26 protein-coding genes and 1 pseudogene are annotated in these 25,020 nt (G+C 58.1%); 18 read left to right on the forward strand and 9 right to left on the reverse strand.

Annotation, left to right across the window (positions count from 1 at the left end; all coding sequences use genetic code 11):
• Positions 1-33 precede the first annotated feature (33 nt).
• The 3 genes from BLU63_RS29980 to BLU63_RS29990 all read left to right on the forward strand — a co-directional run bounded on the left by BLU63_RS29980 (position 34) and on the right by BLU63_RS29990 (position 1,895).
• Positions 34-459, forward strand: coding sequence for a hypothetical protein (locus BLU63_RS29980; RefSeq protein ID WP_083376983.1), 426 nt, complete (start codon positions 34-36; stop codon positions 457-459).
• A gap of 189 nt (positions 460-648) precedes the next feature.
• Positions 649-897, forward strand: a complete 249-nt coding sequence (locus tag BLU63_RS29985; RefSeq protein ID WP_083376984.1) for a hypothetical protein — start codon at positions 649-651, stop codon at positions 895-897.
• A 254-nt stretch (positions 898-1,151) separates the two neighbouring features.
• Positions 1,152-1,895 (forward strand): hypothetical protein, encoded by a 744-nt coding sequence (locus BLU63_RS29990; RefSeq protein WP_083376985.1) that lies wholly within the window; start codon positions 1,152-1,154, stop codon positions 1,893-1,895.
• A 39-nt stretch (positions 1,896-1,934) separates the two neighbouring features.
• Here the strand turns inward: BLU63_RS29990 and BLU63_RS29995 are convergent, their stop codons facing one another.
• Together BLU63_RS29995 and BLU63_RS30000 are read right to left on the reverse strand one after the other, a co-directional pair.
• Positions 1,935-2,741 (reverse strand): hypothetical protein, encoded by an 807-nt coding sequence (locus tag BLU63_RS29995; RefSeq protein WP_083376986.1) that lies wholly within the window; start codon positions 2,739-2,741, stop codon positions 1,935-1,937.
• 191 nt (positions 2,742-2,932) lie between these two features.
• Positions 2,933-3,133: a YbdD/YjiX family protein gene (locus tag BLU63_RS30000; protein WP_010459510.1), complete on the reverse strand. Its 201-nt coding sequence runs from the start codon at positions 3,131-3,133 to the stop codon at positions 2,933-2,935.
• 330 nt (positions 3,134-3,463) lie between these two features.
• Between BLU63_RS30000 and BLU63_RS30005 the strand changes: the two genes are divergently transcribed.
• Complete coding sequence (locus BLU63_RS30005; protein ID WP_010459508.1) at positions 3,464-4,069, forward strand: SCO family protein; 606 nt, start codon at positions 3,464-3,466, stop codon at positions 4,067-4,069.
• Entirely contained in the window at positions 4,069-4,557 is a 489-nt protein-coding gene (locus BLU63_RS30010; RefSeq protein WP_083376987.1) for a copper chaperone PCu(A)C, read from the forward strand. The genes BLU63_RS30005 and BLU63_RS30010 overlap by 1 nt, the downstream gene beginning before the upstream one ends.
• A 29-nt stretch (positions 4,558-4,586) precedes the next feature.
• Here BLU63_RS30010 and BLU63_RS30015 read toward each other — a convergent pair whose 3' ends face one another.
• Positions 4,587-5,570 (reverse strand): GlxA family transcriptional regulator, encoded by a 984-nt coding sequence (locus tag BLU63_RS30015; RefSeq protein ID WP_077750153.1) that lies wholly within the window; start codon positions 5,568-5,570, stop codon positions 4,587-4,589.
• Between the two features lie 269 nt (positions 5,571-5,839).
• On the opposite strand from BLU63_RS30015, the gene BLU63_RS30020 reads away from it, so the two are divergent.
• The 10 genes from BLU63_RS30020 to BLU63_RS30070 all read left to right on the forward strand — a co-directional run bounded on the left by BLU63_RS30020 (position 5,840) and on the right by BLU63_RS30070 (position 16,896).
• On the forward strand, positions 5,840-7,150 hold the full coding sequence (locus tag BLU63_RS30020) for a flavin-containing monooxygenase (RefSeq protein ID WP_083376988.1): 1,311 nt from the start codon (positions 5,840-5,842) through the stop codon (positions 7,148-7,150).
• A gap of 24 nt (positions 7,151-7,174) precedes the next feature.
• The gene (locus BLU63_RS30025; protein ID WP_017338215.1) at positions 7,175-7,591 is read left to right on the forward strand and encodes a RidA family protein; all 417 of its coding nucleotides are present in this window, start codon (positions 7,175-7,177) and stop codon (positions 7,589-7,591) included.
• 270 nt (positions 7,592-7,861) lie between these two features.
• The gene (locus BLU63_RS30030) at positions 7,862-9,163 is read left to right on the forward strand and encodes an ISL3-like element IS1411 family transposase (protein WP_011920678.1); all 1,302 of its coding nucleotides are present in this window, start codon (positions 7,862-7,864) and stop codon (positions 9,161-9,163) included.
• A 21-nt stretch (positions 9,164-9,184) separates the two neighbouring features.
• On the forward strand, positions 9,185-9,862 hold the full coding sequence (locus BLU63_RS30035) for a DUF1028 domain-containing protein (RefSeq protein WP_010459498.1): 678 nt from the start codon (positions 9,185-9,187) through the stop codon (positions 9,860-9,862).
• Entirely contained in the window at positions 9,859-11,010 is a 1,152-nt protein-coding gene (argE, locus tag BLU63_RS30040; RefSeq protein WP_083376989.1) for an acetylornithine deacetylase, read from the forward strand. The genes BLU63_RS30035 and argE overlap by 4 nt, the downstream gene beginning before the upstream one ends.
• 286 nt (positions 11,011-11,296) lie before the next feature.
• Entirely contained in the window at positions 11,297-12,712 is a 1,416-nt protein-coding gene (locus BLU63_RS30045) for a purine-cytosine permease family protein (protein ID WP_083376990.1), read from the forward strand.
• Between the two features lie 175 nt (positions 12,713-12,887).
• Entirely contained in the window at positions 12,888-13,106 is a 219-nt protein-coding gene (locus BLU63_RS30050) for a PLD nuclease N-terminal domain-containing protein (RefSeq protein WP_083376991.1), read from the forward strand.
• 189 nt (positions 13,107-13,295) lie between these two features.
• Positions 13,296-14,312 (forward strand): AbrB family transcriptional regulator, encoded by a 1,017-nt coding sequence (locus tag BLU63_RS30055; RefSeq protein WP_083376992.1) that lies wholly within the window; start codon positions 13,296-13,298, stop codon positions 14,310-14,312.
• A 1,651-nt stretch (positions 14,313-15,963) separates the two neighbouring features.
• On the forward strand, positions 15,964-16,218 hold the full coding sequence (locus BLU63_RS30065) for a LysR substrate-binding domain-containing protein (protein ID WP_224795519.1): 255 nt from the start codon (positions 15,964-15,966) through the stop codon (positions 16,216-16,218).
• 96 nt (positions 16,219-16,314) lie between these two features.
• Complete coding sequence (locus tag BLU63_RS30070; RefSeq protein WP_083377320.1) at positions 16,315-16,896, forward strand: hypothetical protein; 582 nt, start codon at positions 16,315-16,317, stop codon at positions 16,894-16,896.
• Between the two features lie 53 nt (positions 16,897-16,949).
• Here BLU63_RS30070 and BLU63_RS30075 read toward each other — a convergent pair whose 3' ends face one another.
• Positions 16,950-17,351, reverse strand: a complete 402-nt coding sequence (locus BLU63_RS30075; protein ID WP_083376993.1) for a hypothetical protein — start codon at positions 17,349-17,351, stop codon at positions 16,950-16,952.
• Positions 17,352-17,929: 578 nt separating this feature from the next.
• Positions 17,930-18,091 (reverse strand): annotated as a pseudogene (locus tag BLU63_RS33480) (general stress protein); the annotation flags it as partial.
• A gap of 264 nt (positions 18,092-18,355) precedes the next feature.
• Between BLU63_RS33480 and BLU63_RS30085 the strand changes: the two are divergent.
• Both BLU63_RS30085 and BLU63_RS30090 read left to right on the forward strand, forming a co-directional pair.
• The gene (locus tag BLU63_RS30085; RefSeq protein WP_010459465.1) at positions 18,356-18,913 is read left to right on the forward strand and encodes an ATP-dependent Clp protease proteolytic subunit; all 558 of its coding nucleotides are present in this window, start codon (positions 18,356-18,358) and stop codon (positions 18,911-18,913) included.
• Positions 18,914-19,162: 249 nt separating this feature from the next.
• On the forward strand, positions 19,163-20,146 hold the full coding sequence (locus BLU63_RS30090; protein ID WP_083377322.1) for an LLM class oxidoreductase: 984 nt from the start codon (positions 19,163-19,165) through the stop codon (positions 20,144-20,146).
• Between the two features lie 55 nt (positions 20,147-20,201).
• Here BLU63_RS30090 and BLU63_RS30095 read toward each other — a convergent pair whose 3' ends face one another.
• Positions 20,202-20,510 carry a putative quinol monooxygenase gene (locus BLU63_RS30095; protein ID WP_010459460.1) on the reverse strand — a complete coding sequence of 103 codons (309 nt, stop codon included), beginning with the start codon at positions 20,508-20,510 and terminating at the stop codon, positions 20,202-20,204.
• 83 nt (positions 20,511-20,593) lie between these two features.
• Positions 20,594-21,601: a zinc-binding alcohol dehydrogenase family protein gene (locus tag BLU63_RS30100; RefSeq protein ID WP_083376994.1), complete on the reverse strand. Its 1,008-nt coding sequence runs from the start codon at positions 21,599-21,601 to the stop codon at positions 20,594-20,596.
• 110 nt (positions 21,602-21,711) lie between these two features.
• On the opposite strand from BLU63_RS30100, the gene BLU63_RS30105 reads away from it, so the two are divergent.
• Positions 21,712-22,602: a LysR family transcriptional regulator gene (locus BLU63_RS30105; RefSeq protein WP_083376995.1), complete on the forward strand. Its 891-nt coding sequence runs from the start codon at positions 21,712-21,714 to the stop codon at positions 22,600-22,602.
• Positions 22,603-22,622: 20 nt separating this feature from the next.
• On the opposite strand, the gene BLU63_RS30110 is transcribed toward BLU63_RS30105, so the two are convergent.
• Both BLU63_RS30110 and BLU63_RS30115 read right to left on the reverse strand, forming a co-directional pair.
• Positions 22,623-24,413, reverse strand: coding sequence for a monovalent cation:proton antiporter-2 (CPA2) family protein (locus BLU63_RS30110; RefSeq protein WP_083376996.1), 1,791 nt, complete (start codon positions 24,411-24,413; stop codon positions 22,623-22,625).
• A gap of 141 nt (positions 24,414-24,554) precedes the next feature.
• The gene (locus tag BLU63_RS30115) at positions 24,555-24,989 is read right to left on the reverse strand and encodes a phosphate-starvation-inducible PsiE family protein (RefSeq protein WP_049870760.1); all 435 of its coding nucleotides are present in this window, start codon (positions 24,987-24,989) and stop codon (positions 24,555-24,557) included.
• Positions 24,990-25,020 lie beyond the last annotated feature (31 nt).

A 25,020-nucleotide genomic window follows, 5' to 3' on the forward strand; every position in this document is an offset into this window, starting at 1 on the left:
ATCACGAGCAGCGCCATTGGAGAGGAATTCCCGATGAACCGTAGACTGCTGTTTCTGCTCGCCAGCCTGAGCCCCACGCTGGTATTCGCTGAAGGCTGTGACGTCCTGACCCGATCCCAAAGCCCATCCGTTCCGGTGGTCGAGTCCCATAGTTGCTATGAGTACGAAGGCATGCCGGTAAATGCCATCGATTGGTCATGCAGCAACGAGAGCAAGGACATGCTCACCAGCACCAAGAAAAAAGTCGACCAGTGCGACGATCATTATCAGGCCTCCTGCATCGCGACCCTGACCCAGGAATCCCTGGCCAACCCTCACTCCACCAGCAAGGACAAGAACAGCAAGTCGCTGAACATCCCCGACAACGCTCAGGTCACCACGTATTACTACGGTGCGGAACACTTGGCCCAATCGAAGACTGATTGCGAATCGGGCGGTGGACACTGGAAAACGAAATGATGCCACTGGCTGATACGTCGCCGTTACATCGCGCGATTCGCTGTATCCGCGGTGTTACCTTACCGACCGTGTTGTCACTTCTGCGGTGCCCGGCGGGCCAATAGAGTATTGGCTTCGGTGTGTTGGCCGGGTCGAGAACGTCTTGACCCGACTGTCCGCCGATCCCCCCATCACGGAAGAGGTGACACCATGAGTTTCGTAACCGTTGAAAAAAACCAGAGCAGCGCCCCGTCGGAAGCTGATATGAAAAAGGCCATGACTGAATCTGGCGGCGAACCCGGGGAAGTCACCGGGACCAACGCGGCCCGGAAGCTGACTTACACCGGCACGGTCAATCACACCGTATATGAGAACAAGCTGATCGAGATTGCCAAGGGCAAACGAACCAGCTGGAACTTCGTCTGGGCCGACGCGAAGGTGAGTAGCCCGACTGCATGAAGCCACGGTGGGGCGGTCGCACGGCCGCTCCGCTGTTTCAACTCACAGATTCCCTTGATACAACCCGGTTACGCAGGCTGTTACCTTGCTGGTTTAACCGCCCTCCCCGCTGTAACGCCAAGACACTTCGCCGCCCTGAATCCTGCGCCTACTGTGAAGCCGTCAATGTGTTTAGAGGGTGCTGCCCGATCACTTGTCGGATTCGCTGCCCGCTGCCCATTGATTGCCCAACACAACCAAGGAAGAGGAAAGCCATGAGTAAGTCGAGCGCTGTAAGCAAGCAAGCTCTGCAACTTCACAATGATGTGCAAGAGGCCCTCAAGTCGTTCCAGAGCATTGCCCCCACGGCTCTGAAAACGTCGGACTACTGCAAGGTGTTGACGTCAACCCTGGCAGCCACGCAAAAGTCCGTCACGATCGAGATCGCAGCCGATGACCTGACCCTTCTCAAGCAGTCAGGCTACAAGCTGTGCTTCGCCAAGAAAGTCGGCAACGAAGCCTATAACGTTGTCTGGCAGTCCTATGACAAGTACCTGAGCAACAACGGCTTCAGCTGGACCCCGCAATACCAACTGTTCGGGTCCAATACTTTTCAGGCTGACGTGACGGTGAAGGTGTCGACCAACATCGTCACGATCGGCCTGGGGCAACAATCGATACTCAGCCCGGAAGGCTTGCTGGGCCAGGCGGTAACCGGCGGCCCAGACATATCCATTACCCTGGATAACGAATACGGTCCGATCCACCCCGGCATCAACCAGTTGTCAGTCGGCATCGACGGCACGCAGGTCAGCACGCCGATCTACGTCGCCACCAACCAGGTGGTCACCGGCAATATCGTTTTGACCCCTGTCGAGGCCATTCTCGTGTGGTTCGAACAGAACGTGCAGACCAGCACCATGTTCAGCACGTCGCGGTCCAAGGCCATCGAAATCGACCTGACTGTCGCTAACGCAGCAACCCGTCTCTACGAAGGCGGTGCATGGAAAACCGTGTAATCGTCGCACCGGGGGCAACCTCGCGGTTGCCCCTTCCTCTCAAGAAACATCACCGCTTCCCCGGGCGAAATAGCCCGTCAACGACCGACAGATGGACTCCGCCAGATCTTCCTGGGTCGCGATGCCGTAAGGTTGATTGCGATCGAACTGCTCGGACCAGCGGATCCGCCCCTGTGCGACATCAATCAGGCGCACCGATGCCCGGACTCGGCTCGGTTCCACCCGCACGCTGCCCTCAAGGGAATAGTTACCGCGCCCGGCACGCACAACGTCCAGTGCCTTGACACTGGAGCGTGACACTTTCATCAACACGTGGTTGCCATGGCTTTGCGTCTGCTCGAACGACTCGAAAAGCCGGCAGCTCAATTCTTCAGACAAGCCCTTGGTGAAGTCATCGCCGTCACGGGTGATGCAGGTAAACGGCTGAATCTGCAAAACAGGATGGCGCATCGAGATGGTTTTGGGTCTGATCCGCTGGTAAGCCAGCCGATAACAACCGGCCGGAATGCTCAGGCGTATCGGGTCTTGCTGCCCCAGGGTGGCGTAATGGATCGCGAGTTTGCGCCGCAACCGGCCCACCTGCACGCGCACCACCGGATCGTCTCCGGTGCAGTAAACAGCCGGGTCACGGCGAAACACGGCGATGCCGATGGCATGCTCGGTGAGTGGGATAGTGGAAAACTGAAGATCGTGATCGACCAGGAAACGCAGCAAGCTTCCCATGCGCCTGGACTTGGCAAACACCGGACTGGCCAGCAACAGCGCCAGCACCCGCTCTATCTCTTCGTGATCGAGTGGCTCGGGAACGCCCTCGGCACTTGAATGGCCTACGTGCTTGATTACCATTGCCTGCCTCCGTGCAGGTTACCGACAATCGCTCGCCACCCCTGTAGAAGTGGATATTGATACTGAAGTCGTACTCCATGGCCACGCTCAACGCCCGATCCCGTAAAGGCTCGGACGCTGCAACGTCGAAGCTTAGCAGTGGTTACGCAATGGCGAAGATATTGTGCTGATCGCGGCGTTTGCCCGGGTAATCAGCAGCAACGCGTGGTGCATTGCTTGCCGCCGTAGCGGGCTTCCTGACGCTCGCGAAGAAACGCCGAATGGCTCATCACCGGTTCTTCGGGGTGTTTGAGCGCCATCTGGGCGACATAGTTGTCGTAATCGGGGACGCCGACCATCAAACGCGCGCTCTGGCTGAGGAAGCGGGCGGCTTGCTGCAGTTTACGGATCATGGCAACGCTCTCATTGTGAGGGGGGACAGGGCCATGAAAGCGCACTTTTGTATCTGGAATGTGTCGACGCTCGACCGGACGTAAATCAGTACCTGTAGGAGCCAGGCTTGCCGGCGAAGGCGCTCTCAAGTACGCCTTCGCCGGCAAGCCTGGCTCCTACAGGTTCCGGCTCTGATCCGTAGTCTTGTGCCGCTTCTGCCCCTGTACCAAAACCACCCCTCGTCCAACAATGAGCGAAACACGGCCACAGTTTGTTAATATCCACGCGCTTTTTTCGTCTGACTCATCAGGCGCTACAGATTTCCCGTCGCAACACAGGAATGCTTTTCCATGAGTACGTTGTTTACCCGCCGCACGGTCCTGCGCGGTATGGGCTTGTTGAGTCTTGGCCTGCTCGCCGGCTGCGATGACAGCTCCAGGCTGTCTTTCAAGTACGGCAAGGACCTCAGCGACAAGATCATGGGGCGTACCTTCAAGCTCAAAGACGCCCAGGGCGAAACGAAGATGCTCACCAGTTATCGCGGCCTGATGCCGATGGTGTTCTTCGGTTTCACCCAATGCCCGGCGGTCTGCCCCACGACCCTGGCCCGCGCGGCACAGGCCAAGAAACTGATGGGCCGAGACGGCGAGAAGCTGCAGGTGATCTTCATCACCCTCGACCCGGAACGCGACACGCCGCAAATGCTCGACGCCTACGTCAAGACGTTCGACCCGAGCTTCGAGGCGCTGCACGGCACGCTGGAAGAAACCGCCGCCACCGCCAAGGAGTTCGGCGTGTTCTTCGAAAAGATCCCGAGCGGTTCGACCTACACCCTTTCCCACACCGCGACCAGCTACGTCTTCGACTCCCGGGGCAACTTGCGCCTGGGGCTGTCCGCGTCCCTTACGGCTCAAGAGTGCGCAGAAGACCTGCTCACCGTCATGGAAGTCTGCTGATGAATTCGATCCACGCCAACACCGCTTTCTCGCGACGCGTCAAACAACTGGTCCTGGGGTGCGCCCTGATCGGCATGGCCTGGCAGGTATCGGCGCAAACCAGAGTGGACGACGCCTGGGTCCGCGCGACCGTTGCCGGCCAGCCATCGACCGGCGCCTTCATGACCCTGCAAGCCGACAGCGACAGCAAGCTGCTCAGCGTGCAATCGCCTGTCGCCAAAACCGTACAGATTCACCAATCCAGCATGAAAGATGATGTGATGAGCATGCGTCAGGTCGAGTCTGTCGAGCTGCCGGCCGGCAAGCCGGTGAGCTTTGATCCCCACGGCTATCACGTGATGCTGATGGACCTGACGGCGCAGGTGAAGGAAGGCGATAAAGTCCCGCTGATCCTGACCGTGGAAAACGCCAAGGGCGACAAAGAGACGATTAAAGTGGAAGCCGAGGCCCGGGCACTCGGCATGGCTGATCACAGCAAGATGCATTAACGGTCGGGGTTTCTCAGGGCGAGCGGCTCCTATTTGACGAGTCGCTTCTCCTTGGATGGCCGGTAGCCGAAATACGAGCTGTAGCACTTGCTGAAATGGCTCGGCGACACAAAGCCACATGCCACCAGCACGTCCACCTGGGACAGCTCCGTATGCTGGAGCAGCCGTCGCGCTTCGGTAATTCGCAGTTCCATGTAATACCGTTGCGGTGTCGTGCCCAGTTGCTCCTTGAACAACCGTTCGAGCTGTCGACGAGAACGACCCGCGTAGACCGCGAGTTGCTCCAGCTCCAGCGGCTCTTCGAGGTTGGCGTCCATCAGCTTCACCACCTCGCGCAATGGCGCGCTCACACAGACATTTTCCGTAGGCTTGATGCGCCGGTAGCGCGACTCCTCGAACGCCAGGATGTCCTCGATCCCCTCGACAAGCGCTTTGCCGTAAAGGCCTTTGATCCAGTCCAGCGCCATGTGGAAGGCCCCGGACGGGCTCGAAGCCGTCAGCCGGTCTCGATCAATGATGTAGGGCTCGCTGCTGACCTGCGTGGCCTTGCAGAAATCCGCCAGCGCCGGGCGATGCTCCGGGTGAATCGCGCAACGGTAACCGTCCAGCAGACCGGCCTTCCCCAAAAACCATGCACCATTCCACAGCCCGGCCAGGCTGACGCCCTGGTCCGACGCCGTGCGCAACAGACTGATCAAGCCTTCGCTGGCCTTGAGTTCTGTCCGGTAGCCACCGCAGATCACCAGCAGGTCCAGCGCTTTGACCGCTGCGCAATCGATACGGGCATCGGGCCGAATGACCAGGCCCAGATCGCTGACGACCTCGCCATCGTTCAAACCAAAGGTGCGAGAAGAGAACGAGTCGGGTCGTAGCAGATTGGCCGTGACGACCGTATCCAGCGCCTGGGTGAACGCCGGCAGCGAGAAATGTTCGAGCAGCAGAAAGCCTGCGCGGACCGTTTGCCGGGTCCCATCAGGGTGTTCATTGAGATAGCGAAGGTTTTTGCCCTTCATGCCTCCGCTGAATTGGCGTCGTTCGATCAATGCTCGATCCACTCCATTACATTACCCAACCGGTTGTATGGTGCGCTGATAAAGCGCCATGTTAACCCGTGGCGCCTCTTCGGCGTATCCACCCGAGCGCCAGAAGGCGCTCTGCCTCAGTTATTTATACTCAAATGCCAGCTTAATAATATTTTACCGATACCAGGGTCATCCCTAGTCTTGAGCCCAAGAAATGGCGGGTCGTTCGCGACCTCACTCCAACTTCGAAGGGTATTGAGATGACCACCGAAAAAATAAAAACAGATACGCTGATTGTTGGCGCCGGTCAGGCTGGCGTGGCCATGAGTGAACACTTGAGCAAACTCGGGGTGCCGCACCTGGTGCTGGAGCGCAGCCGCATTGCCGAGCGTTGGCGCACCGGGCGCTGGGATTCGCTGGTGGCCAATGGTCCGGCGTGGCATGACCGGTTCCCGGGTCTTGATTTCGACGACCTCAGCCCCGACGAATTTGCCCCGAAAGAACGCGTCGCCGATTACTTCGAAGCCTACGCCAGGAAATTCAACGCGCCGATCCGCACCGGCGTCGACGTGCTGAAAGTCGAGCGCAATGTCGGTCGCCCGGGCTTCACCATTGAAACCTCTGAAGGTGTGATCGAGGCCAACCGCGTGGTGGCGGCCACCGGGCCTTTCCAGCGGCCGGTCATTCCGCCGATTGCGCCGAAAGATCAGCCTTTCATGCAGATCCACTCGGCCGACTACCGCAACCCGGCGCAACTGCCTGAAGGCGCGGTGCTGGTGGTCGGCGCGGGTTCGTCCGGCGTGCAGATTGCCGATGAATTGCAGCGTGCGGGGAAGAAGGTTTACCTCTCCGTCGGCGCCCACGACCGCCCTCCTCGCGCTTACCGCAACCGTGATTTCTGCTGGTGGCTGGGTGTGCTGGGCGAGTGGGATCAAGCGGCGATGAAACCGGGACGGGAGCACGTGACCATCGCGGTCAGCGGTGCCCATGGCGGGCGCACGGTGGACTTTCGTGGACTCGCCCATCGCGGCATGACGCTGGTGGGTCTGACTCAATCGTTCAACGGTAGCGTAGCGACGTTCCAGCCAAACCTGGCCGACAACCTGGCCCGTGGCGATGAGAACTATCTGGCGCTGCTAAATGCCGCCGATGCCTACATCGAACGCAATGGCCTGGACTTGCCGGAAGAACCGCAAGCCCGCCACGTGTTCCCGGATCCCGAATGCGTGACCCACCCGATTCTTGAACTCGACCTGACCAGGGCCGGCGTGACTTCGATCATCTGGGCCACCGGCTTTGCCACGGATTACAGCTGGCTCAAGGTCAATGCCTTCGACGACAACGGCAAGCCCCAGCATCAGCGCGGTGTGTCGAGCGAGGCTGGCGTGTATTTCCTCGGCCTGCCGTGGCAGTCCCGTCGCGGCTCGTCGTTCATCTGGGGTGTCTGGCATGACGCCAAGTACGTGGCAGATCACATCGCCATCCAGCGCTCTTACCTCGACTACCACGATGCGGCGCAACGCGAGGCTGAACAAGCCCCGGCCGTCCTCAAAACCACGGTCAGTGCCTAAGCCTTTTTCTGTCAGGAGCTAAAAATGTCCACGCCAACCCATACCCGTATTCGCATGTTCAACACCAAGGAAACCTACCCGAACCAGAGCCTGGACAATGACCTGTGCCAGGCGGTCCGGGCAGGCAATACCGTTTATGTTCGCGGCCAGGTCGGGACGGATTTCGAGGGCCGGCTGGTGGGTCTGGGTGACCCGCGTGCGCAGGCCGAGCAGGCCATGCGCAACGTCAAGCAGTTGCTGGAAGAGGCAGGCAGCGACCTCAGCCACATTGTGAAAACCACGACTTATCTGATTGACCCGCGGTATCGCGAGCCGGTGTATCAGGAAGTGGGCAAGTGGCTCAAAGGCGTGTTTCCGATTTCGACCGGGCTGGTGGTGTCGGCGCTGGGGCAGCCGCAGTGGCTGATGGAGATTGATGTGATTGCGGTGATTCCTGAGTAAGCCGTTAGACCGAGTCGCGGCCTTCGCGAGCAGGCTCGCTCCCACAGGGAAATCTTCAGTGGCCGCGGATTTGTGTACGACACAGATCCAACTGTGGGAGCGAGCCTGCTCGCGAAGAGGCCCGCACAACACCTATTTCTCCAAGGCAAACCAAGGAGCTAAACCGGCTCTTCGCATTTAAGGGTGTAGAAAAAATCTGACCGGCTGGAAAAGGAGTCGAGGATCTTAGAAAATGTAAGCTCTCACACCAACAAAAACTAAGCCCCCGACGTGAACAATCTTACCTTTTCTAGCCCTGATCTTTCCAGCTTTTGCCAACTGAATAACCTCGGCCTGACTGCCACTGGACAACATCTTTGTGCAGAGCGCGCCGTCATCGAATGTCGTTTAACCAAAGCACCCGAGCCATGCCCCAAGTGCGGGGCTGCTGGTGTTTCACGCGGTACTGTCGATAGGCATCTTGCTCACACACCTTACGGACAACGACCAACCAGATTGCTGCTGCGTATCCGTCGCTGGCGTTGTGCTTGCGGCTGTTTCTGGCATGAAGATACAAACAGTGCAGCACCTCCACGTTCAAAGCTTTCATATGGGGCGATACGCTGGGCATTAGCTGCCATCGTGCTGGATCATCTGTCGGTATCTCGTGTTGCGAGCCAGCTTGATGTTGCATGGCACACCGCTAATAATGCCATTATCAACGAAGGACGGCGCCTGCTTTTTAATGACTCGACACGTTTTGACGGTGTGACCGTGCTGGGCGTGGATGAGCATGTTTGGCGACATACACGCTGTGGTGACAAGTACGTCACCATCGTGGTTGACCTTACGCCCGTGCGTAACAAAAACGGGCCGGCCCGCTTGCTCGATGTGCTGGAAGGCCGCTCCAAACAAGCCTTTAAGCAATGGCTACAGAGTCGCCCCAAATCGTGGCGTGACCAGATCGAAAGCATTGCCATGGACGGTTTTACGGGGTTTAAATCTGCAGCGCAAGAAGCCCTGCCTCAAGCCCAAACCGTGCTGGATCCTTTCCATGTCGTGCGCTGGGCAAGCAACATGCTGGATGAATGCCGCCGGCGTGTGCAACACGACATCCTGGGCCGCAGAGGGCGTAAAAATGACCCGCTCTACAAAAGCCGTCGAACGCTACTGACTCGGATCAGCTACCTGTCTGACGCCAACAAAAAGCAACTGTTCCAGCTGTTTGCAGATGAGCACCACCTCGAAGTGGATTGCACCTGGAGCATGTACCAACGGGTGGTCAGCGCCTACAACGAGCCGGATCGAAAACGTGGTAAAAAACTCATGGAAGAGGTCATAAATATCATTACAGCCAGCGACTTGCCCAAAGCGCTCATCGAGGTGAAAGGCTTGGGGGAAACGCTGAAAAAATACGCTGAGAGCATCCTTGCCTACTTCGACCGGCCAGGAACCAGCAACGGTCCAACAGAAGCTATCAACGGGCGACTTGAGCACTTACGAGGTACCGCCTTGGGCTTTAGAAATTTAACCAATTACATAGCCAGGTGCTTGCTGAAGTCAGGAGGGTTTAGAAATCAGCTACACCCTTAAATGCGAAGAGCCGCTAAACCCATGACCTTCTCCATCGCCGCACGATGCCCCGAAACCGGTCAGTTCGGCATTGCGATCAGTTCCTCCAGCATCGCCGTCGGCGCCCGTTGCCCCTGGCTGTTACCGGGTGTCGGCGCCGTCTCCACACAAAACATCACCTTGCCGTCGTTAGGCCCGGAAGTGCTCGCGCTGATGGAACAAGGCCTGGCGCCGGCCGAGGCGCTGGACAAAGTCCTGACCCGCAACGGCTACAGCCAATACCGCCAGATTACCGCCATCGACCACCTCGGCCAGACCGCGCATTTCAGCGGCGCGCAAACCCTGGGCAACCACAACGCCGTGTCCGGTGAACAATGCGTCGCCGCCGGCAACATGCTTGCCGACCGTTCGGTCATTGAGGCCATGGTCCAAGCGTTCGAACACGGCGAAGGACAACTCGCCGACCGCTTGCTCGCTGCCATGAAAGCGGCCATCGCCGCCGGTGGCGAAGCCGGGCCGGTGCATTCGGCGGCGATGGTGGTGGTCGGCGAACTGACCTGGCCGATCATCAACCTGCGGGTCGATTGGGCGGACGAAAATCCCATCGGTCAGCTGGAAAAACTTTGGGACGCTTATCGCCCGCAAGTTCAGGACTACATCGACCGCGCCCTCGCTCCCGACAAGTCCCCCGGCTACGGCGTCGCCGGAGACGACCGATGAACAGCAGCCGTGATTTGCTGGAAACCCTGGTGGCGTTCGACACCACCAGCCGCGAATCCAACCTGCACCTGATCGAGTTCATCCGCGACTACCTCGAGGGTTTCGATGTGCCTTGCGAGCTGATCTACAACGAGCAGCGCAGCAAGGCCAATCTGTTCGCGACCATTGGCCCGGCGGATCGGCCGGGCATCGTGCTGTCGGGGCACTCCGACGTGGTGCCCGTCGACGGCCAGCCGTGGACTGTTGCGCCGTTTGAACTCACCGAGCGCGACGGCAAACTGTTCGGGCGCGGCACGGCGGACATGAAAGGCTACATCGCTTGTGTACTGGCCCTCGTTCCGTCGCTGGTGAACGCCCGGTTGCGGCTGCCGGTGCACATCGCGCTTTCATACGATGAAGAGGTCGGCTGCCTCGGCGTACGTTCGTTGCTGGCGGAGTTGGAACAGCGCCCAGTCAAACCGATGCTGTGCATTATCGGCGAGCCGACCGAGCTCAAGCCGGTGCTCGGGCATAAAGGCAAACTGGCGATGCGCTGCGATGTCCACGGTGAAGCGTGCCACTCCGCCTACGCGCCGCTGGGGGTCAATGCCATCGAATACGCCGCCGAACTGATTGGTGAGCTGGGGCGGATCGGCAACCGACTCAAAGCCCCCGAGCATCACGATGCGCGGTTCGATCCGCCGTTCAGCACTGTGCAAACCGGGGTGATTTGCGGTGGCAAGGCCTTGAACATCGTCCCCGCCGATTGCCGCTTCGACTTCGAAATCCGCGCGTTGCCCTCGTATGATCCGAGTGAAGTTGCACAGGCGTTGAAGGCCTTTGCCGAGCAACAGGTGTTGCCGCGCATGCGTGCCGTGAGTGAACAGAGCGAGATTCGATTCAGCCAGTTGTCGGCGTATCCGGGATTGGCGACTGATGCACACAGCGAAGCGGCCGAGTTGATCGCCAGTTTCTGCGGCTCCCGAGCGTTCGGCACCGTGGCCTTCGGCACCGAGGGCGGCCTGTTCGATGCCGCCGGCATTCCCACCGTCGTCTGCGGCCCCGGCAGCATGGACCAGGGCCATAAACCCGACGAATTCGTCAGCCTCGAACAACTCATTGCCTGCGACGCCATGTTGCAACGGATGCTGCTATCGATCACTGAATAACAAAGATTCCGAACACCCAAAAAATCCCTGTGGGAGCTAGCCCGCCAGCGATAGCGATCTGACAGCCAAATCAATGTTGACTGTCAAATCGCTATCGCTGGCGGGCTAGCTCCCACAGGGTTTTGCGGTGACCAAACGACCTACTTTTTTTAACGTCTATACCCACAATCTTACTAATTTATCTATCCGCCCCCACCGCACATCATCACTCCAACAAGAAAAGCGTCGCCCCCGTGCGGCGCTCACCGAAGTACGTCCACGTACTCAAATTGCCTTGGAGTCCGTCATGGTTACCACCGCAACAACCGCCGCCCCGCTCATCGAAAAACACACCATCGGCTACGTGCCGCCCGAAGATCGCCACGGCAAGACCCGTGACCTGTTCACCCTCTGGTTCGGCGGCAACATCGCCCCGCTGCCCATCGTCACCGGCGCCCTCGGCGTGCAGATGTTCCACCTCAACCTGGTGTGGGGCATCGTCGCCATCCTCGTTGGCCACCTGGTCGGCGGCGTGCTGATGGCGCTGCACTCGGCGCAAGGCCCGCAGATGGGCATTCCGCAAATGATCCAGAGCCGCGCCCAGTTCGGCTCCCTCGGCGCCCTGCTGGTGGTGCTGATCGCCGGCATCATGTACATCGGCTTCTTCGCTTCCAACATCGTTCTTGCCGGCAAATCCCTGCACGGCGTGGTGGACAGCGTGCCGGTGCCGGTCGGCATCATCATCGGCGCCCTCGGCTCCGGCATCATCGGCATCATCGGCTACCGGTTCATCCACGTACTCAACCGCATCGGCACCTGGGTGCTGGGCGCCGGCATCGTGCTTGGTTTCGGCTACATCTTCACCCACGTGCAGACCGCCGATTTCCTCACCCGTGGCAGCTTCAACATCTCCGGCTGGCTGGCCACCGTCTCCCTCGCCGCGCTCTGGCAAATCGCCTTTGCCCCCTACGTCTCCGACTACTCGCGCTACCTGCCGGCGAGCGTGCCGGTGGCTGCTACGTTCTGGACCACGTACCTGGGCACCGTCCTCGGTTCCAGCCTCTCGTTCATCTTCGGCGCCGTCGCCGTCCTCGCCACGCCCGTGGGCATGGACACCATGGACGCGGTCAAACTCGCCACCGGCTCCATCGGCCCGTTGATGCTCGTGCTGTTCTTGCTCAGCGTCATCAGCCACAACGCCCTCAACCTCTACGGCGCTGTGCTGTCGGTAATCACCCTGGTGCAAACCTTCGCCTACCGCTGGATCCCGACCGCCAAAAGCCGCGCCGTCCTCTCCGTCATCATCCTTGCCGCCTGCTGCTTCGCCGCCGTCGGCGCCTCCGCCAACTTCATCGGGCACTTCGTCGATATGGTGCTGGTGCTGCTCGTGGTACTGGTGCCGTGGACCGCGATCAACCTGATCGATTTCTACGCGATTCACAAAGGTCAGTACGACATCGATTCGATCTTCAAGGTCGATGGCGGGATCTATGGACGCTACAACCCGCAAGCGTTGCTGGCGTATGCGATCGGGATCGCGGTGCAGATTCCGTTCATGAACACGCCGCTGTACGTCGGGCCAATCTCCGAACACATCAACGGCGCTGACCTGTCCTGGCTGGTCGGCCTGCTCATCACCTCGCCGCTCTACTACTGGCTGGCCAACCGCGACAGCGCCTACAAGCGCCGCCTCTCCACCGGAAAACTCGCCAACTCGATCTAATGAACCCCCGCAATCCCTACAGGAGCGAGCCTGCTCGCGATGAGGCCCTGACAGTCAAAGCAGATTTGACTGACAGATCACCCTCGCGAGCAACCCAGCACAAGCCTCCACCAAAATTTAATGAACCCTGCCCACCACGGCTCACCTAACAGAAGGACTATCTGGAGGGTGACTCATGCAAATCGAAACAATCTGGATCGTGCTGACAGCCGTTCTGTTGCTGGTCGAGCTATGGGCAATCAACCGAGTGCGCAAAGCCGAAGGCAAATCGACCAACAAACTCATGTGGATCGTGGTGATCGTGTTTGTGCCGCTGATTGGGGTGGTGGCGTGGGCATTGGCTGGACCGAAACACACCGACCACAACCCGCATTCGCCGCAGGCCAGGCAATGAAGTCGGGAGGGTTCGCGATAACCCGCTTCTGATCGACAGGGGCGGGCCCACGGACGGCCGCTCGCCATACCCGGTAACTCACACTGACAACACTGAGACGCACGTACTTGACGCCTCACGCCATTAAGTGGGAAAACGTACACGGCCCAAATGGAAGCGTTGGCGCACTTCAAGAATCAAGGAAGACTCATGAAAACCCTGGTGTGTTTGCTGATCGCCACCGGCGTCGGCACCGTGTTGCAATACGCCGGTATCCCCCACGGCCTGTTGTTGGGCTCGATACTCGCGAGCGCGTTGATCGCCAGCAATCTGCGATTTTCCCCCACCCTGCCCTTCGGCCTTGGCTATGTGCAAATCGTGCTGGGGATTGCGACCGGCCTGATGTTTACCTCGTGGGACAATCACACCGTGGCGGCCATGTTGCCCAGCCTCGGCTTCATGCTGCTGTGCCTGATGGTCCAGAGTTCCGTGGCCGGTTTCTGGTTGTTCAGAGTCTCGGGCTGGAACCTCAAGGACTCGCTGTTATCCGTGTACCCCGGCGCACTCGCCGCCGTCTTCGACTTGATCGAGTCTGAACGCGCGTCCAGCAAAGTGATCGTCGTGCATCTGGTCCGCCTGTTGTCGATCACCTTGCTGGTCAGTTTTTGCATTCCCGGACATGTCGACGTGGCGCTGGCCCAGAGCAGCCCGCTGGACGTGAGTACGGCGCTGACCCTGCTGTCGCTGATCGCCTTGTGCCTGCTGCTCGGCCGCGTGCTGTTGAGCGTCGGCGTGCCAGCGCCGTTCATGCTCACCGCCATCGTGCTCACCGCCGCCTGCATCAAGCTGGGCTACCTCCAGACATTCCACCTGCCGCAGTGGAGCGTCGACTCCGCCTCCGTGCTGATCGGCGTGCTGATTGGCTCGAAATTCAAGGACATCAGCTTCGCCGAGCTGGTACGCCATGGCCGCGCCGGGCTGCTCGCCGTCGGCCTGATGTTGCTGATCGCCGCCGCGTTTGCCGGTGTAGCCGGGCGGCTGCTGGGCAGCGATCCGCTGTCGTTGTGGCTGGCGTACATGCCGGGTGCCATTGAAACCATTGCCATCGTCGCGTTCAGTGGCGGGCTGAACGTGGTGTTCATCCTGACGCATCATTTGGTGCGGATGGTCGTGCTGCACTTTGCCCCGGCGCTGATTGTGCAGGCGCGGCGCTGGCGGGCGGAGTGATTGCCGAACACAAATCGCAAACACCTCCCGATGTGGAGGCGTTTTGCTTTGTGCTGCCGGGAGGAAAGGACTAAACGGGAGAGATCGTGGCCAGGGCACCAATCAAAATGGTTAACACCAGAAATCCACCGAGGAAAATTGCCATCTTGCCCATGGGGCCTCCTACATTATGAGTTTACGGTGCAGTGACTGCGCGACTGCGGACCGTGCTGTCATTGTGAGCGTGAGGGTGGGTGCATGACAGAGGCAGATGGCGAAGGAAAATACGGATCAGATGCTGGACGTGTAGCCGCTGCCGAGCAGCGCGAGGCCTGTGGGAACGAGCTTGCTCGCGATGGCGGATTTACATTCAAAAGAAATGTTGGCTGATCCACTGCCATCGCGAGCAGGCTCACTCCTACAGGGAGCGGCGGCGATAACAATACCTGTGGGGCGACCCCATCCAATGTGGGAGCGAGCCTGCTCGCGATTGCGGATTTGCATTCAACAGAAATGTTGGCTGATCCACCGCCATCGCGAGCAGGCTCACTCCTACAGGGGGCAGCGGCGATAACAATACCTGTGGGACTACACCATCCAATGTGGGAGCGAGCCTGCTCGCGATAGCGGATTTACATTCAACAGAAATGTTGGCTGATCCACCGCCATCGCGAGCAGGCTCACTCCTACAGGGGGCAGCGGCGATAACAATACCTGTGGGACTACACCATCCAATGTGGGAGCGAGCCTGCTCGCGATAGCGGATTTACATTCAACAGAAATGTTGGCTGATCCACCGCCATCGCGAGCAGGCTCACTCCTACAGGGGGCAGCGGCGATAACAATACCTGTGGGACGACCCCATCCAATGTGGGAGCGAGCCTGCTCGCGATAGCGGATCTACATTCAACAGAAATGTTGGCTGATCCACTGCCATCGTGCGCAGGCTCACTCCTACAGGGAGCGGCGGCGATAACAATACCTGTGGGACGATCCCATCCAATGTGGGAGCGAGCCTGCTCGCGATAGCGGATTTGCATTCAATAGAAATGTTGGCTGATCCACTGCCATCGCGAGCAGGCTCACTCCTACAGGGAGCAGCGGCGATAACAATACCTGTGGGACGGCACCATCCAATGTGGGAGCGAGCCTGCTCGCGATAGCGGATTTACATTCAACAGAAATGTTGGCTGACCCACCGCCATCGCGAGCAGGCTCACTCCTACAGGGAGCAGCGGCGATAACAATACCTGTGGGACGACACCATCCAATGTGGGAGCGCGCTTGCTCGCGATAGCGGATTTACATTCAACAGAAATGTTGGCTGATCCACTGCCATCGCGAGCAGGCTCACTCCTACAGGGAGCGGCGGCGATAACAATACCTGAGGGACGACCCCATCCAATGTGGGAGCGAGCCTGCTCGCGATAGCGGATTTACATTCAACAGAAATGTTGGCTGACCCACCGCCATCGCGAGCAGGCTCACTCCTACATGGAGCAGCGGCGATAACAATACCTGTGGGACGACACCATCCAATGTGGGAGCGAGCCTGCTCGCGATAGCGGATTTACATTCAAAAGAAATGTTGGCTGATCCACTGCCATCGCGAGCAGGCTCACTCCTACAGGGAGCAGTGGCGATAACAATACCTGTGGGACGACCTCATCCAATGCTGCGCTGCGCGGCGATAGACAGCGTCGGCATTGCGCAAATGCCGATGTCGCTGGTGCACGACTTTATCGAGCGCGGGCAGCTGGTGGTGGTGTTGCCTGATTGGGCACCGCGGACCGAGATGATTTATGCGGTGTTTGCGAGCAGGCAAGGGATGCTGCCGTCGATGCGGATGTTGATTGATTTTATGGTGGAGCAATTCAGGTTGCTGGATGATCCGGCGCGAGGGATGCGCGGGAGTCCGTTGGTTTGATAAGGCCAAATGCTGGACCTTGCAGGTGAGGTGCCAGACGCCCGCTTTTCCACTGCTATGCTGAAAGCATCAGTTTCTGCGGTCGAGACGAGTAGCATGGCAGCACAAGGCAAGCATTCCTCGTTCACGCCCAAGGCTATGGCCTTCCTGGCTGGCATTTTCGTTGTCGCTTGGGTGGCCATAACGTCGCTCGAAACTTATTTCGACCTGACATTGTTGGCCGATACCACGAGCTGGCTGCTACGTTTGGGCGAGTGGCTTTTGCTGGAAACGCCAATGCCGAATTGGTCGTTGCTGATGATTATCGCGATTTTCATCAGCACGCTGTCTCTAGCGATTTACTACGTCCGCATCCCTGATGGAACTGACGGCGAGTTACACGAGATAGAGCGAAAAGTTTACAAAAATAACAACCCTCAGTTTCCAAGGTTGACCGATAACCAAACGCTGTTGATGGAAGTTTTAGCCTATCATGCGAACTTCAGAAAAGTTGCAAACTTGAACTCGGTTTGCAAACTTGTCTCCCTCAGCACGGTAGAAGTTGAAGCCGGCCTAAAGCAACTCCAGGCTAAACGTCTGGTGACGCAAAAAGTGACCCGAGGTACGTTTGGCGCCACCATTTTTGAACTGACCTTGGCAGGTAAGGATTATGCGTTGGAGCGATTTGACCTTACGTAACAGTGATGTCTAAGGCGGCGAAAGAAACCGCGCAATATTCGCCATCGCACGCGTTATGTAAATGTCTCCCCCACTGGGGCAACGTACTGAAGCGCGGCAAGCTCCACGTAACTCGACTCCCCTCCTCCAGTCGCACCCGACAACCAACCCCATACGAAGGTCAGCGTGGTACGTCCTGCGCGATCCACGCCGACCGTGCCACGAGACCAGCCGGCAAGAATCTCGCCATCCGTGGTCAAACACTGATAAAGAAGCTCAATAGTATCGGGGCCTGTCACGCGCCCAACCTGATTACCGATACGGATACGCCCGCCTTGGTAAGTACCCGAAATGGCATCCTCCTCGACATGGTAAAGAAATACTGTGCCTGTACCGGATAGCCCGTGGGAGTTTTCCGCTACCGTGAATCGGCGACCGTTCAAACGCTCACTGACTTGAGAAAAGGGAGTTTCCATAAGTGCTGCGTCCTTTAGTGAAGATGTTCCATTCAATCCTTCAACTGCCCTACCCCATGCTCATTACCAGCTACCTGTGAGTGCTCCCGAGAAAGGCGCTAGATTGGCCGAGTTTCGCGAGTCCACAACAACGAAGTCATCGTCATTGGCGTGCATCTTGTGAAATCTCAGTGGGATAAATTGATCCTGGCGAGGAGACAAGGGTGAAGGCGATCTAGCCCCATCAGCATGACTCAAGCAAGATAAGACGAGCATTGCCATCGATATCAAGCCCCGAAAAGTTCGGGGCTTGATAGGGTCAGACGACATCAGGACTTACGTCCTCCACCTCCGCTCATCCCATCATCATTGCGCCCCGTTCCAGACGACTTGTCACGGTCATCGGCGAAATTGCCACCGCGTCCGCTTCCTTGCCCGCCGCTGGACGATTGATCAGCCTTGTTGGACTGTTGTCCGCCGGAAGCCTGGCCGCCTTTTTGGCCTGGCTTGGACATGTTTTCCTTATCGTCGGCAAATTCCCCTCCGCGATTTGTACCCTGCCCACCTCCGGACATGCTGTCTTTATCGCGCGAGGGCTGTCCGCCAGAAGCTTGACCTCCCTTTTGACCCGCTTCAGACGCGCGTTGTGGATCGTTGGCAAAGTTGCCGCCAGACGCTTCTCCGCCTTTCTTTCCGGCTTCTGAAGCCTTGTCAGGATCATTGGAAAAATTGCCTGGATTGTTATTTCCTGTATTGGCCATTTTGTTCACCTCTACATCGTTGGCACGAGCATGGGCCCGTACAATTCGGAGGATGCAGAAAACGGAAAGTTTGAACGGAAATACGGGGCTCGCGACGAGCGGATTCGGGCGTTTGGTTCCATTGGAAACGGCGACCAGTCGACTGACGGCTGTCCCATTCATCGGTGTCACCTTACGACGGTTTTTCGCCCTGAATAAGCGATGTTTACTAGACTCAATAGCGCTTGGAAGCCCTCCCCCGCATCGCACCCAGGAGGTAAATCAATGACTGAACACATCGTGCATTTTCATTGCCAGATCGACCAGGCAACGACCGAGCGCTTCAGGGATTGCTGCCTTGAAGCCATCGACCAGGGTGCCACCTCCCTTCTCCTGAACCTGTCCACTTGCGGGGGCAGCACCAATTTTGGCTTCACGCTCTACACGTTCCTGAAGTCCTTGCCCGTACCGCTTTGCGCAATCAACGCCGGCAATATCGAATCGATGGGCATCATCATGTTTCTGGCGGCAGGCCGGCGCATCACATCCCCTCACGCACGCTTTCTGATTCATCCGATGAACTGGTACTTCAGCCAAAAATCCGTCGACCATCAACGACTGCGAGAATACCTGTCCAGCCTCGACAATGACCTTGCGCGCTACGTGCAAATCTTCATGCTCGAAACCGCTGACGCAGCGACCAAACTCGATATTTTTCATTGCTTGTCTGCGGAGGAAAAGGTCATCGCCGCCCATGAATCGCTGGCTTATGGTATTGCTCATGAGATGAAGCAGATGGTGTTTGCTGATAACGTCAAACACTGGAAGGTCAGTGGTGGATGATTGATCTTAGTCTTGGCGCCAAAATCCGAGTTCCGCACGCCCAGAACATGGCGGTTCTCTGCAAAACCGCCTACGCTTCTTGCATGAATCCAAGTCCGTTGCTGAGTGATCAGTATTGGGCTGGAGCGATCTGATTGCCTTTGACCGCCCGTTCCTTGCCAATCCGGACCTGCACGCGCATATCGCCAACAACTCGCCTCTCAATCCGGTCGACCCGCGGTTCACGTTCTTCCATTGAGGAAGATGATTATGTATCGGCCAAGCACGGTTCCTTATCAGGAGCATCGAGGGTTCAGCCGAACCTTCACTCCGGGTCATTTGAGCCTGGGATTGTTCTTTCCTTTGGAGGCCTTCGATGGGGACACTCCGAGCATGCTCAACCAGGTCGAATTGGCCAAGCGAGCAGAGGCACTGGGCTTCTCCGCGCTCTGGTTTCGCGACGTGCCTCTTCGGGACCCTGGTTTCGGCGATGTTGGCCAAGTCTTCGACCCATGGGTTTACCTGGGCTATATGGCCGCTCATACGTCGGAGATAGCGCTAGGCACCGCATCCATCGCCATCCCTTTACACCATCCTCTGCACACGGCCAAGGCATCAGCCAGCGTCGATCAGTTGAGCGCAGGTCGATTGATTCTTGGGGTAGCCTCCGGCGATCGCCCAGTGGAGTTTTCGGCCTTTGACGTCGATCCCGAAAGGCGCGGAGAAATCTTTCGAGAGCACTACGAAGTGATTCGCCGAGCCCACAGCACAAGCTTTGAACCCATCCGCTGGAGCGGTGGTGAGCTGCTGGGCGCAGACCTCATTCCGAAACCCACAACCCAGGTCATTCCAATGCTCGTGACCGGGCATAGCCGCCAGTCACTGGATTGGATCGCGCGCGAAAGCGTCGGATGGATCAACTATCCGCGCGCGCCGAAAATGCAGCGACTGATCGTGGAAGATTGGCGACTGGAAGTCATGAAGCAATGTGGTTCCATCTATAAGCCCTTCACTCAGTCGCTTTACATCGACCTCAGTGAGAACCCGTCCACGCCACCCACTCACATTCATTTGGGGTTCAGGCTTGGACGCGTCCACCTCCGGGCTTTGCTGGAGGCGCTTGAGGAAATCGGGGTGGACCACGTTATCCTGAATCTCAAGTACGGAAAGCGCCCTGCTGCGCAAGTCATTGAGGAGCTGGGCGCTCACCTCGTTCCGCAATTCGGAGTAAAGCCGCGCCCTGGAGCAAATTGATACGCCGGCCGCGTCCACGCCCGGCCGAGGTGGTGCGGTTCAGCAGGTTGAATGATCAAGCCGATACCTGCTCAAGGAATATCAGTTGCAACGGCTCTTTCAGCAGGTCATCTGCCGTCGCGGCAAAGCGCTGAAAGTAAGGCATCGAAAAATGCGCATCCAGCGCCGCCTGATCCCTGAAAGCCTCGCGCATGTAGAACGTGCCCTGCTCATCACGCAACTCGAACAACACATAGTCGAGATTGCCCGGCTCTGCTCGGGTCGGCTCTACCAGCGCCAGCAGTTCTTGTTTCAATGCCAGCTCTTTGCCTGCCTTGGCCTTGAGTACGGCAATCGATACCAACACGTTACTGGACGAATTCATCGTCAACGCTCCAACATTAAAAAAATGGCAAGTGATGCCGCAGGCGGTTCAGCGGGCCCGCAAGCGACCCGCCTTAAGTGAAATCAGAAACCTTCGAGAACGATCTTGCCCCGGGCCTTGCCGCTCTCGACTAGCGCATGGGCACGACGCATGTTTGCCGCATTGATCGCACCGAAGTGCTCGCCCACAGTGGTTTGCAGAACACCTTGGTCAATCAGAGCGCTGACCCGATTGAGCAGGTGATGCTGGTTGATCATGTCCGGGGTTTCGTACAGCGAGCGGGTGAACATCAGCTCCCAATGCAACGACAGCGACTTACGCTTGAGCGGCATCACGTCGAGGCTTTCGGGATCGTCAATCACACTCAGGCGCCCTTGCGGCTTGAGCACGTCAATCAGTTGTGCAAAGTGCTGTTCGGTGTGAGTCAGGCTGGCGACATAGTCGATCTCCGCCACGCCGAGCGCTTGCAACTGTGCGAGCAGTGGCTGGCTGTGATCAATCACGTGATGCGCGCCCAACTGCCGCACCCAATCAGCGGTTTCCTGGCGTGAGGCGGTACCGATGACGGTAAGGCGGGTCAACTGTCGGGCCAGTTGCACCAGCATCGAACCGACGCCGCCAGCCGCTCCAGTGATCAACAGGCACTTGCCCTCCCCCGAACCCTCGACGACACCGAGCCGGTCAAACAACAATTCCCAGGCAGTGATTGAGGTCAACGGCAACGCGGCCGCATCGGCTGCACTCAATGAACGAGGCTTGTGCCCGACGATCCGCTCATCGACCAAATGGAATTCGCTGTAGCTGCCGGTGCGGGCAATCGAGCCTGCATAGAACACTTCATCACCCGGCTGAAACAGCGTCACCTCAGAGCCGACCTCGCGGACAATGCCTGTGGCATCCCAGCCGAGGATTTTCGGTTCTTTTGTGAAAGTTCCGGCGCGCACCTTGGTATCGACCGGATTCACTGATACCGCGCGAACTTCGACCAGCAGATCCCGTGGGCCAGGCCTGGGCACCGGGAGGCTGATGTCGATCAATGCGTGTGGATTGTCGATGGGCAAAGCATGTTCGGTAAAGGTGATGGCTTTCATGGACACTCGCTGTCTGAAGGGTTGATGCGCTCACTTGTAGCCATCTTCGACTTCCCATGTACAAAGAAAAACAAGCAGAATGCGCCAACACTTTCACTGCAGGAGTGAAAATGATCCGCATCGATGATCTTGGTTTATTTATCCGCAGTGCCGCGCTGGGCAGTTTCACCGCAGCGGCGCTGGAGGCTGACCTGCTGCCTGGTCAGGTCGCGGCCGCCATCAAACGTCTGGAACGCGAACTGGACGTGCGCCTGTTCGCCCGTACCACTCGCAGCCTGCGATTGACTGCCGAGGGCGAGCAATATCTGCCCACCGCCCACTCAGTGCTTGAGACCCTGAAGCAAGGCGAGGAAAACCTGCGTGGTGAGAACGCCACGCTGCGGGGCGTACTGCAAGTGACAGCGCCATCCGATCTGGGGCGCAACATACTGCTGCCGTGGTTGACGCTGTTCCGCCGTCAGCATCCGGAATTGACGTTGCGTTTTTTCCTGTCGGACCAGATGGCCAATCTGTTTCGCGACCCGGTGGACGTGGCGATTCGATACGGCCCGAATGAAGACGCCAACTACGTGGCACTGCCGCTTGCACCGTGGAACCAGCGGGTGTTGGTTGCCTCGCCGGAGTATGTGCAACGCTGCGGTTCTCCCCAAACACCGGATGACTTGAGCAAGCATGCCTGCCTGCTCTATCTGCAAAATGGCCGGGTCTACGACAAGTGGAACCTGGGCGGACAAACCGTGCAGGTTTCGGGGCCACTGTTCAGCGATGACGCCGATGTCGTGCGGCGCTGGTCATTGGAAGGTGAAGGTATCGCCTACAAATCCTGGCTGGATGTCAGTGCCGATATCGCCGCTGAGCGCCTGCTTGTGCTGCTACCGGATTATCCTGGCGAAGCTTCGCCGTTGAGTCTGGTGTGCCCGCATCGCAAGCAGATCAGCCCTGCGGTTTCTCAGCTTTATACGTGGTTGAGTGGTCAGTTTTCTGCGCTGAAGCGCAGTTGAGCCGACACTGTGACTGATGCTCACCGAGCCTCCCGCGCCTCCCGCGCCTCAGGGTTCGGCGGCTCGATGCGCTCAATATTTCCCAGCACCAACGCTCGCCCGGCAAACAGCCCGCCCGATGTTTCCAAGGCAAAACGTTCGGCATCGCGTTTGCGCACTTCGTCGATCACCGCGTCGGCTTCGTGCTCCGACGCCCCCAGAGTCACCACGGCCTGACGGCCGAGCAGCAGGGCGGCCTCAAAGGTTTCCCGCACTATGTAGTCGGCGTCGTGTTTGACCAATTCCAGCGCATGTTCGCGGTCAAAAGCGCGTACCACCAATTTCACCTGCGGGCAGAAGTGCCGCGTACTTTCGACAATGCGAGTCGCGGCTTTTTTATCGTCCACACAAACAATGATGGCGCGAGCGTGATGGGCGCCAGCGGCGTGCAATATTTCATGGCGGGCGCCATCGCCGTAATAGACCTTGAAACCATAGGGTGTCACGGCGCGGATGACCTCTGGATTTATATCGATGATGGAAATTTTCGCTCCCTGAGCGAGCGGCGCTTGGCAGGCAATCTGCCCCACACGGCCAAAACCGATGATGAGTACATTGCAGCGCAGATTCTGTGCGGCTTCCACACCGTCCAGGGAAACGGTCCGCGCGCGAGCAAACCGTTTGTACAACAATAAAGTCACCGGCGTTATGACCATGGAGAGCACCACAATAGCCGTCATATTGGCGTTGACTTCAGGACTGATGACCCTGAGTTTGAGCGCTTGGGCAAACAGCACAAAAGCAAATTCGCCCCCCTGCGCCATCAGCAAGGCGCGATCCAGCGCGTCGTCATGACCGCTTTTCGCGAGGCGCGCGACCGCATAAATACACAGCGCCTTGACCACCATCAGCGCCAGCACGCCGGAGATGATGAGCTTCCAGGCCTCGGCCACCAATTGCAGATCCAGCGACATGCCGACGCCGAGGAAAAACAGCCCCAGCAGCAGGCCGCGAAACGGCTCGATGTCGGCCTCCAACTGGTGGCGGAAAGTGGATTCGGACAGCAACACACCGGCCGCGAAAGCCCCCATCGCCATTGAAAGACCGCCGAGTTCCATCAGCAACGCTGCGCCCAACACAACCAGCAGCGCAGCGGCAGTCATTACCTCGCGCGCTTTGACTTGGGCCAATACCCGAAACAGGGGATTGAGCAGCCACAACCCGATGGCCACCAATGCACCCAAGGACAGCGCTGCGATACCTATGCGTTGCCAAAGTGGAGACGTGGGTCCATTCGCCAACTCCGTGGGCGCCAGAAATGCCACCACCGCCAGCAAAGGGGCTATCAACAGGTCTTCAAACAGCAAAATGGACACGACGTGCTGCCCTCTCGGCTCGGTAATGTCACCGCGTTCCGAGAGAACTTGCATAACCAGAGCCGTGGAGGTGAGTACAAAACCCGCTGCGCAGACAAATGACACCTGCCAAGAGAATCCGAAAGCCATGCCGACAAAAGTGAGCAGACATGCACTGACCACCACCTGCAGGCTGCCCAACCCAAAGATCTGCCTACGCAGGTCCCATAGGTGAGAGGGTTTCATCTCCAGGCCAATCACAAAAAGAAACATGACCACGCCCAACTCGGCCACCTCAAGGATGGTGTGGGGGTCATTGAAAAGTTGCAGTCCGAAGGGGCCAATGATCAGGCCCGCCGCCAGGTAACCGACCACTGAGCCGAGCCCGATGCGTTTGAACAGCGGCACTACCAGCACGGCGGCGGCAAGCAAAATGACGACGCCCAATAATTGTTCTGCATTGCCTTCAACGGCCATAGCATTGACCCTCATCCCACATCAGGACCGGTAATGCGTCCACGGCCAGGCGTGTTGAGCAGAGCTTTCAAGCTGAGCGCTCAGTTCCGCAAATTCTTCAGGACTAAGCACCAGATCCGGAGCGTTCACCAAGAATTGTAGCTATTCATCCTTATCACTTTCTCGTAAGTCATCCTTATCACGCTCTCGTAAGAGCCAGCAGACGATGCCGAGTACCAGGGTGGCAAATCCTAGTGCGGCAATGGTGAGCGCAGGAGTAGCGGCAGAATCGAGAATAACGAACTTCCGGCTGAGCGCCAGCAGGGCGATCAACAGCACTGTGCGAACCTGAACGATGCTGTTGCGTCTTAAGGCGGGGCGCACAATCGAATGCTTGAACTCCAGGGCTATCAGCACGGTGAAGATTGAGCCAAAGAGGGCCTGGAAAACATCGTGGTCCAGAGGATCAATCGCACCACTGATCAACAACGGCACGACCCTGCGACAGAGCTGCAGTAGCGCCATCATAATCACAGACGCGATGATGAGACTGAGCGCAAGAACAACCAATTGTTCGAAACGTTCGTAAGCACTCATCAGCGCCCACTGAAGTCTGAAATTTTTCAGC

The sequence above is a fragment of the Pseudomonas mandelii genome, from assembly GCF_900106065.1.
Lineage (GTDB): Bacteria > Pseudomonadota > Gammaproteobacteria > Pseudomonadales > Pseudomonadaceae > Aquipseudomonas > Aquipseudomonas mandelii.

Coding starts and splice junctions, on each gene's coding strand:
- BLU63_RS29980 (WP_083376983.1), top strand. CDS start 34: ATGAACCGTAGACTGCTGTTTCTGCTCGCCAGCCTGAGCCCCACGCTG.
- BLU63_RS29985 (WP_083376984.1), top strand. CDS start 649: ATGAGTTTCGTAACCGTTGAAAAAAACCAGAGCAGCGCCCCGTCGGAA.
- BLU63_RS29990 (WP_083376985.1), top strand. CDS start 1,152: ATGAGTAAGTCGAGCGCTGTAAGCAAGCAAGCTCTGCAACTTCACAAT.
- BLU63_RS29995 (WP_083376986.1), bottom strand. CDS start 2,741: ATGGTAATCAAGCACGTAGGCCATTCAAGTGCCGAGGGCGTTCCCGAG.
- BLU63_RS30000 (WP_010459510.1), bottom strand. CDS start 3,133: ATGATCCGTAAACTGCAGCAAGCCGCCCGCTTCCTCAGCCAGAGCGCG.
- BLU63_RS30005 (WP_010459508.1), top strand. CDS start 3,464: ATGAGTACGTTGTTTACCCGCCGCACGGTCCTGCGCGGTATGGGCTTG.
- BLU63_RS30010 (WP_083376987.1), top strand. CDS start 4,069: ATGAATTCGATCCACGCCAACACCGCTTTCTCGCGACGCGTCAAACAA.
- BLU63_RS30015 (WP_077750153.1), bottom strand. CDS start 5,570: ATGAAGGGCAAAAACCTTCGCTATCTCAATGAACACCCTGATGGGACC.
- BLU63_RS30020 (WP_083376988.1), top strand. CDS start 5,840: ATGACCACCGAAAAAATAAAAACAGATACGCTGATTGTTGGCGCCGGT.
- BLU63_RS30025 (WP_017338215.1), top strand. CDS start 7,175: ATGTCCACGCCAACCCATACCCGTATTCGCATGTTCAACACCAAGGAA.
- BLU63_RS30035 (WP_010459498.1), top strand. CDS start 9,185: ATGACCTTCTCCATCGCCGCACGATGCCCCGAAACCGGTCAGTTCGGC.
- argE (WP_083376989.1), top strand. CDS start 9,859: ATGAACAGCAGCCGTGATTTGCTGGAAACCCTGGTGGCGTTCGACACC.
- BLU63_RS30045 (WP_083376990.1), top strand. CDS start 11,297: ATGGTTACCACCGCAACAACCGCCGCCCCGCTCATCGAAAAACACACC.
- BLU63_RS30050 (WP_083376991.1), top strand. CDS start 12,888: ATGCAAATCGAAACAATCTGGATCGTGCTGACAGCCGTTCTGTTGCTG.
- BLU63_RS30055 (WP_083376992.1), top strand. CDS start 13,296: ATGAAAACCCTGGTGTGTTTGCTGATCGCCACCGGCGTCGGCACCGTG.
- BLU63_RS30065 (WP_224795519.1), top strand. CDS start 15,964: ATGCTGCGCTGCGCGGCGATAGACAGCGTCGGCATTGCGCAAATGCCG.
- BLU63_RS30070 (WP_083377320.1), top strand. CDS start 16,315: ATGGCAGCACAAGGCAAGCATTCCTCGTTCACGCCCAAGGCTATGGCC.
- BLU63_RS30075 (WP_083376993.1), bottom strand. CDS start 17,351: ATGGAAACTCCCTTTTCTCAAGTCAGTGAGCGTTTGAACGGTCGCCGA.
- BLU63_RS30085 (WP_010459465.1), top strand. CDS start 18,356: ATGACTGAACACATCGTGCATTTTCATTGCCAGATCGACCAGGCAACG.
- BLU63_RS30090 (WP_083377322.1), top strand. CDS start 19,163: ATGTATCGGCCAAGCACGGTTCCTTATCAGGAGCATCGAGGGTTCAGC.
- BLU63_RS30095 (WP_010459460.1), bottom strand. CDS start 20,510: ATGAATTCGTCCAGTAACGTGTTGGTATCGATTGCCGTACTCAAGGCC.
- BLU63_RS30100 (WP_083376994.1), bottom strand. CDS start 21,601: ATGAAAGCCATCACCTTTACCGAACATGCTTTGCCCATCGACAATCCA.
- BLU63_RS30105 (WP_083376995.1), top strand. CDS start 21,712: ATGATCCGCATCGATGATCTTGGTTTATTTATCCGCAGTGCCGCGCTG.
- BLU63_RS30110 (WP_083376996.1), bottom strand. CDS start 24,413: ATGGCCGTTGAAGGCAATGCAGAACAATTATTGGGCGTCGTCATTTTG.
- BLU63_RS30115 (WP_049870760.1), bottom strand. CDS start 24,989: ATGAGTGCTTACGAACGTTTCGAACAATTGGTTGTTCTTGCGCTCAGT.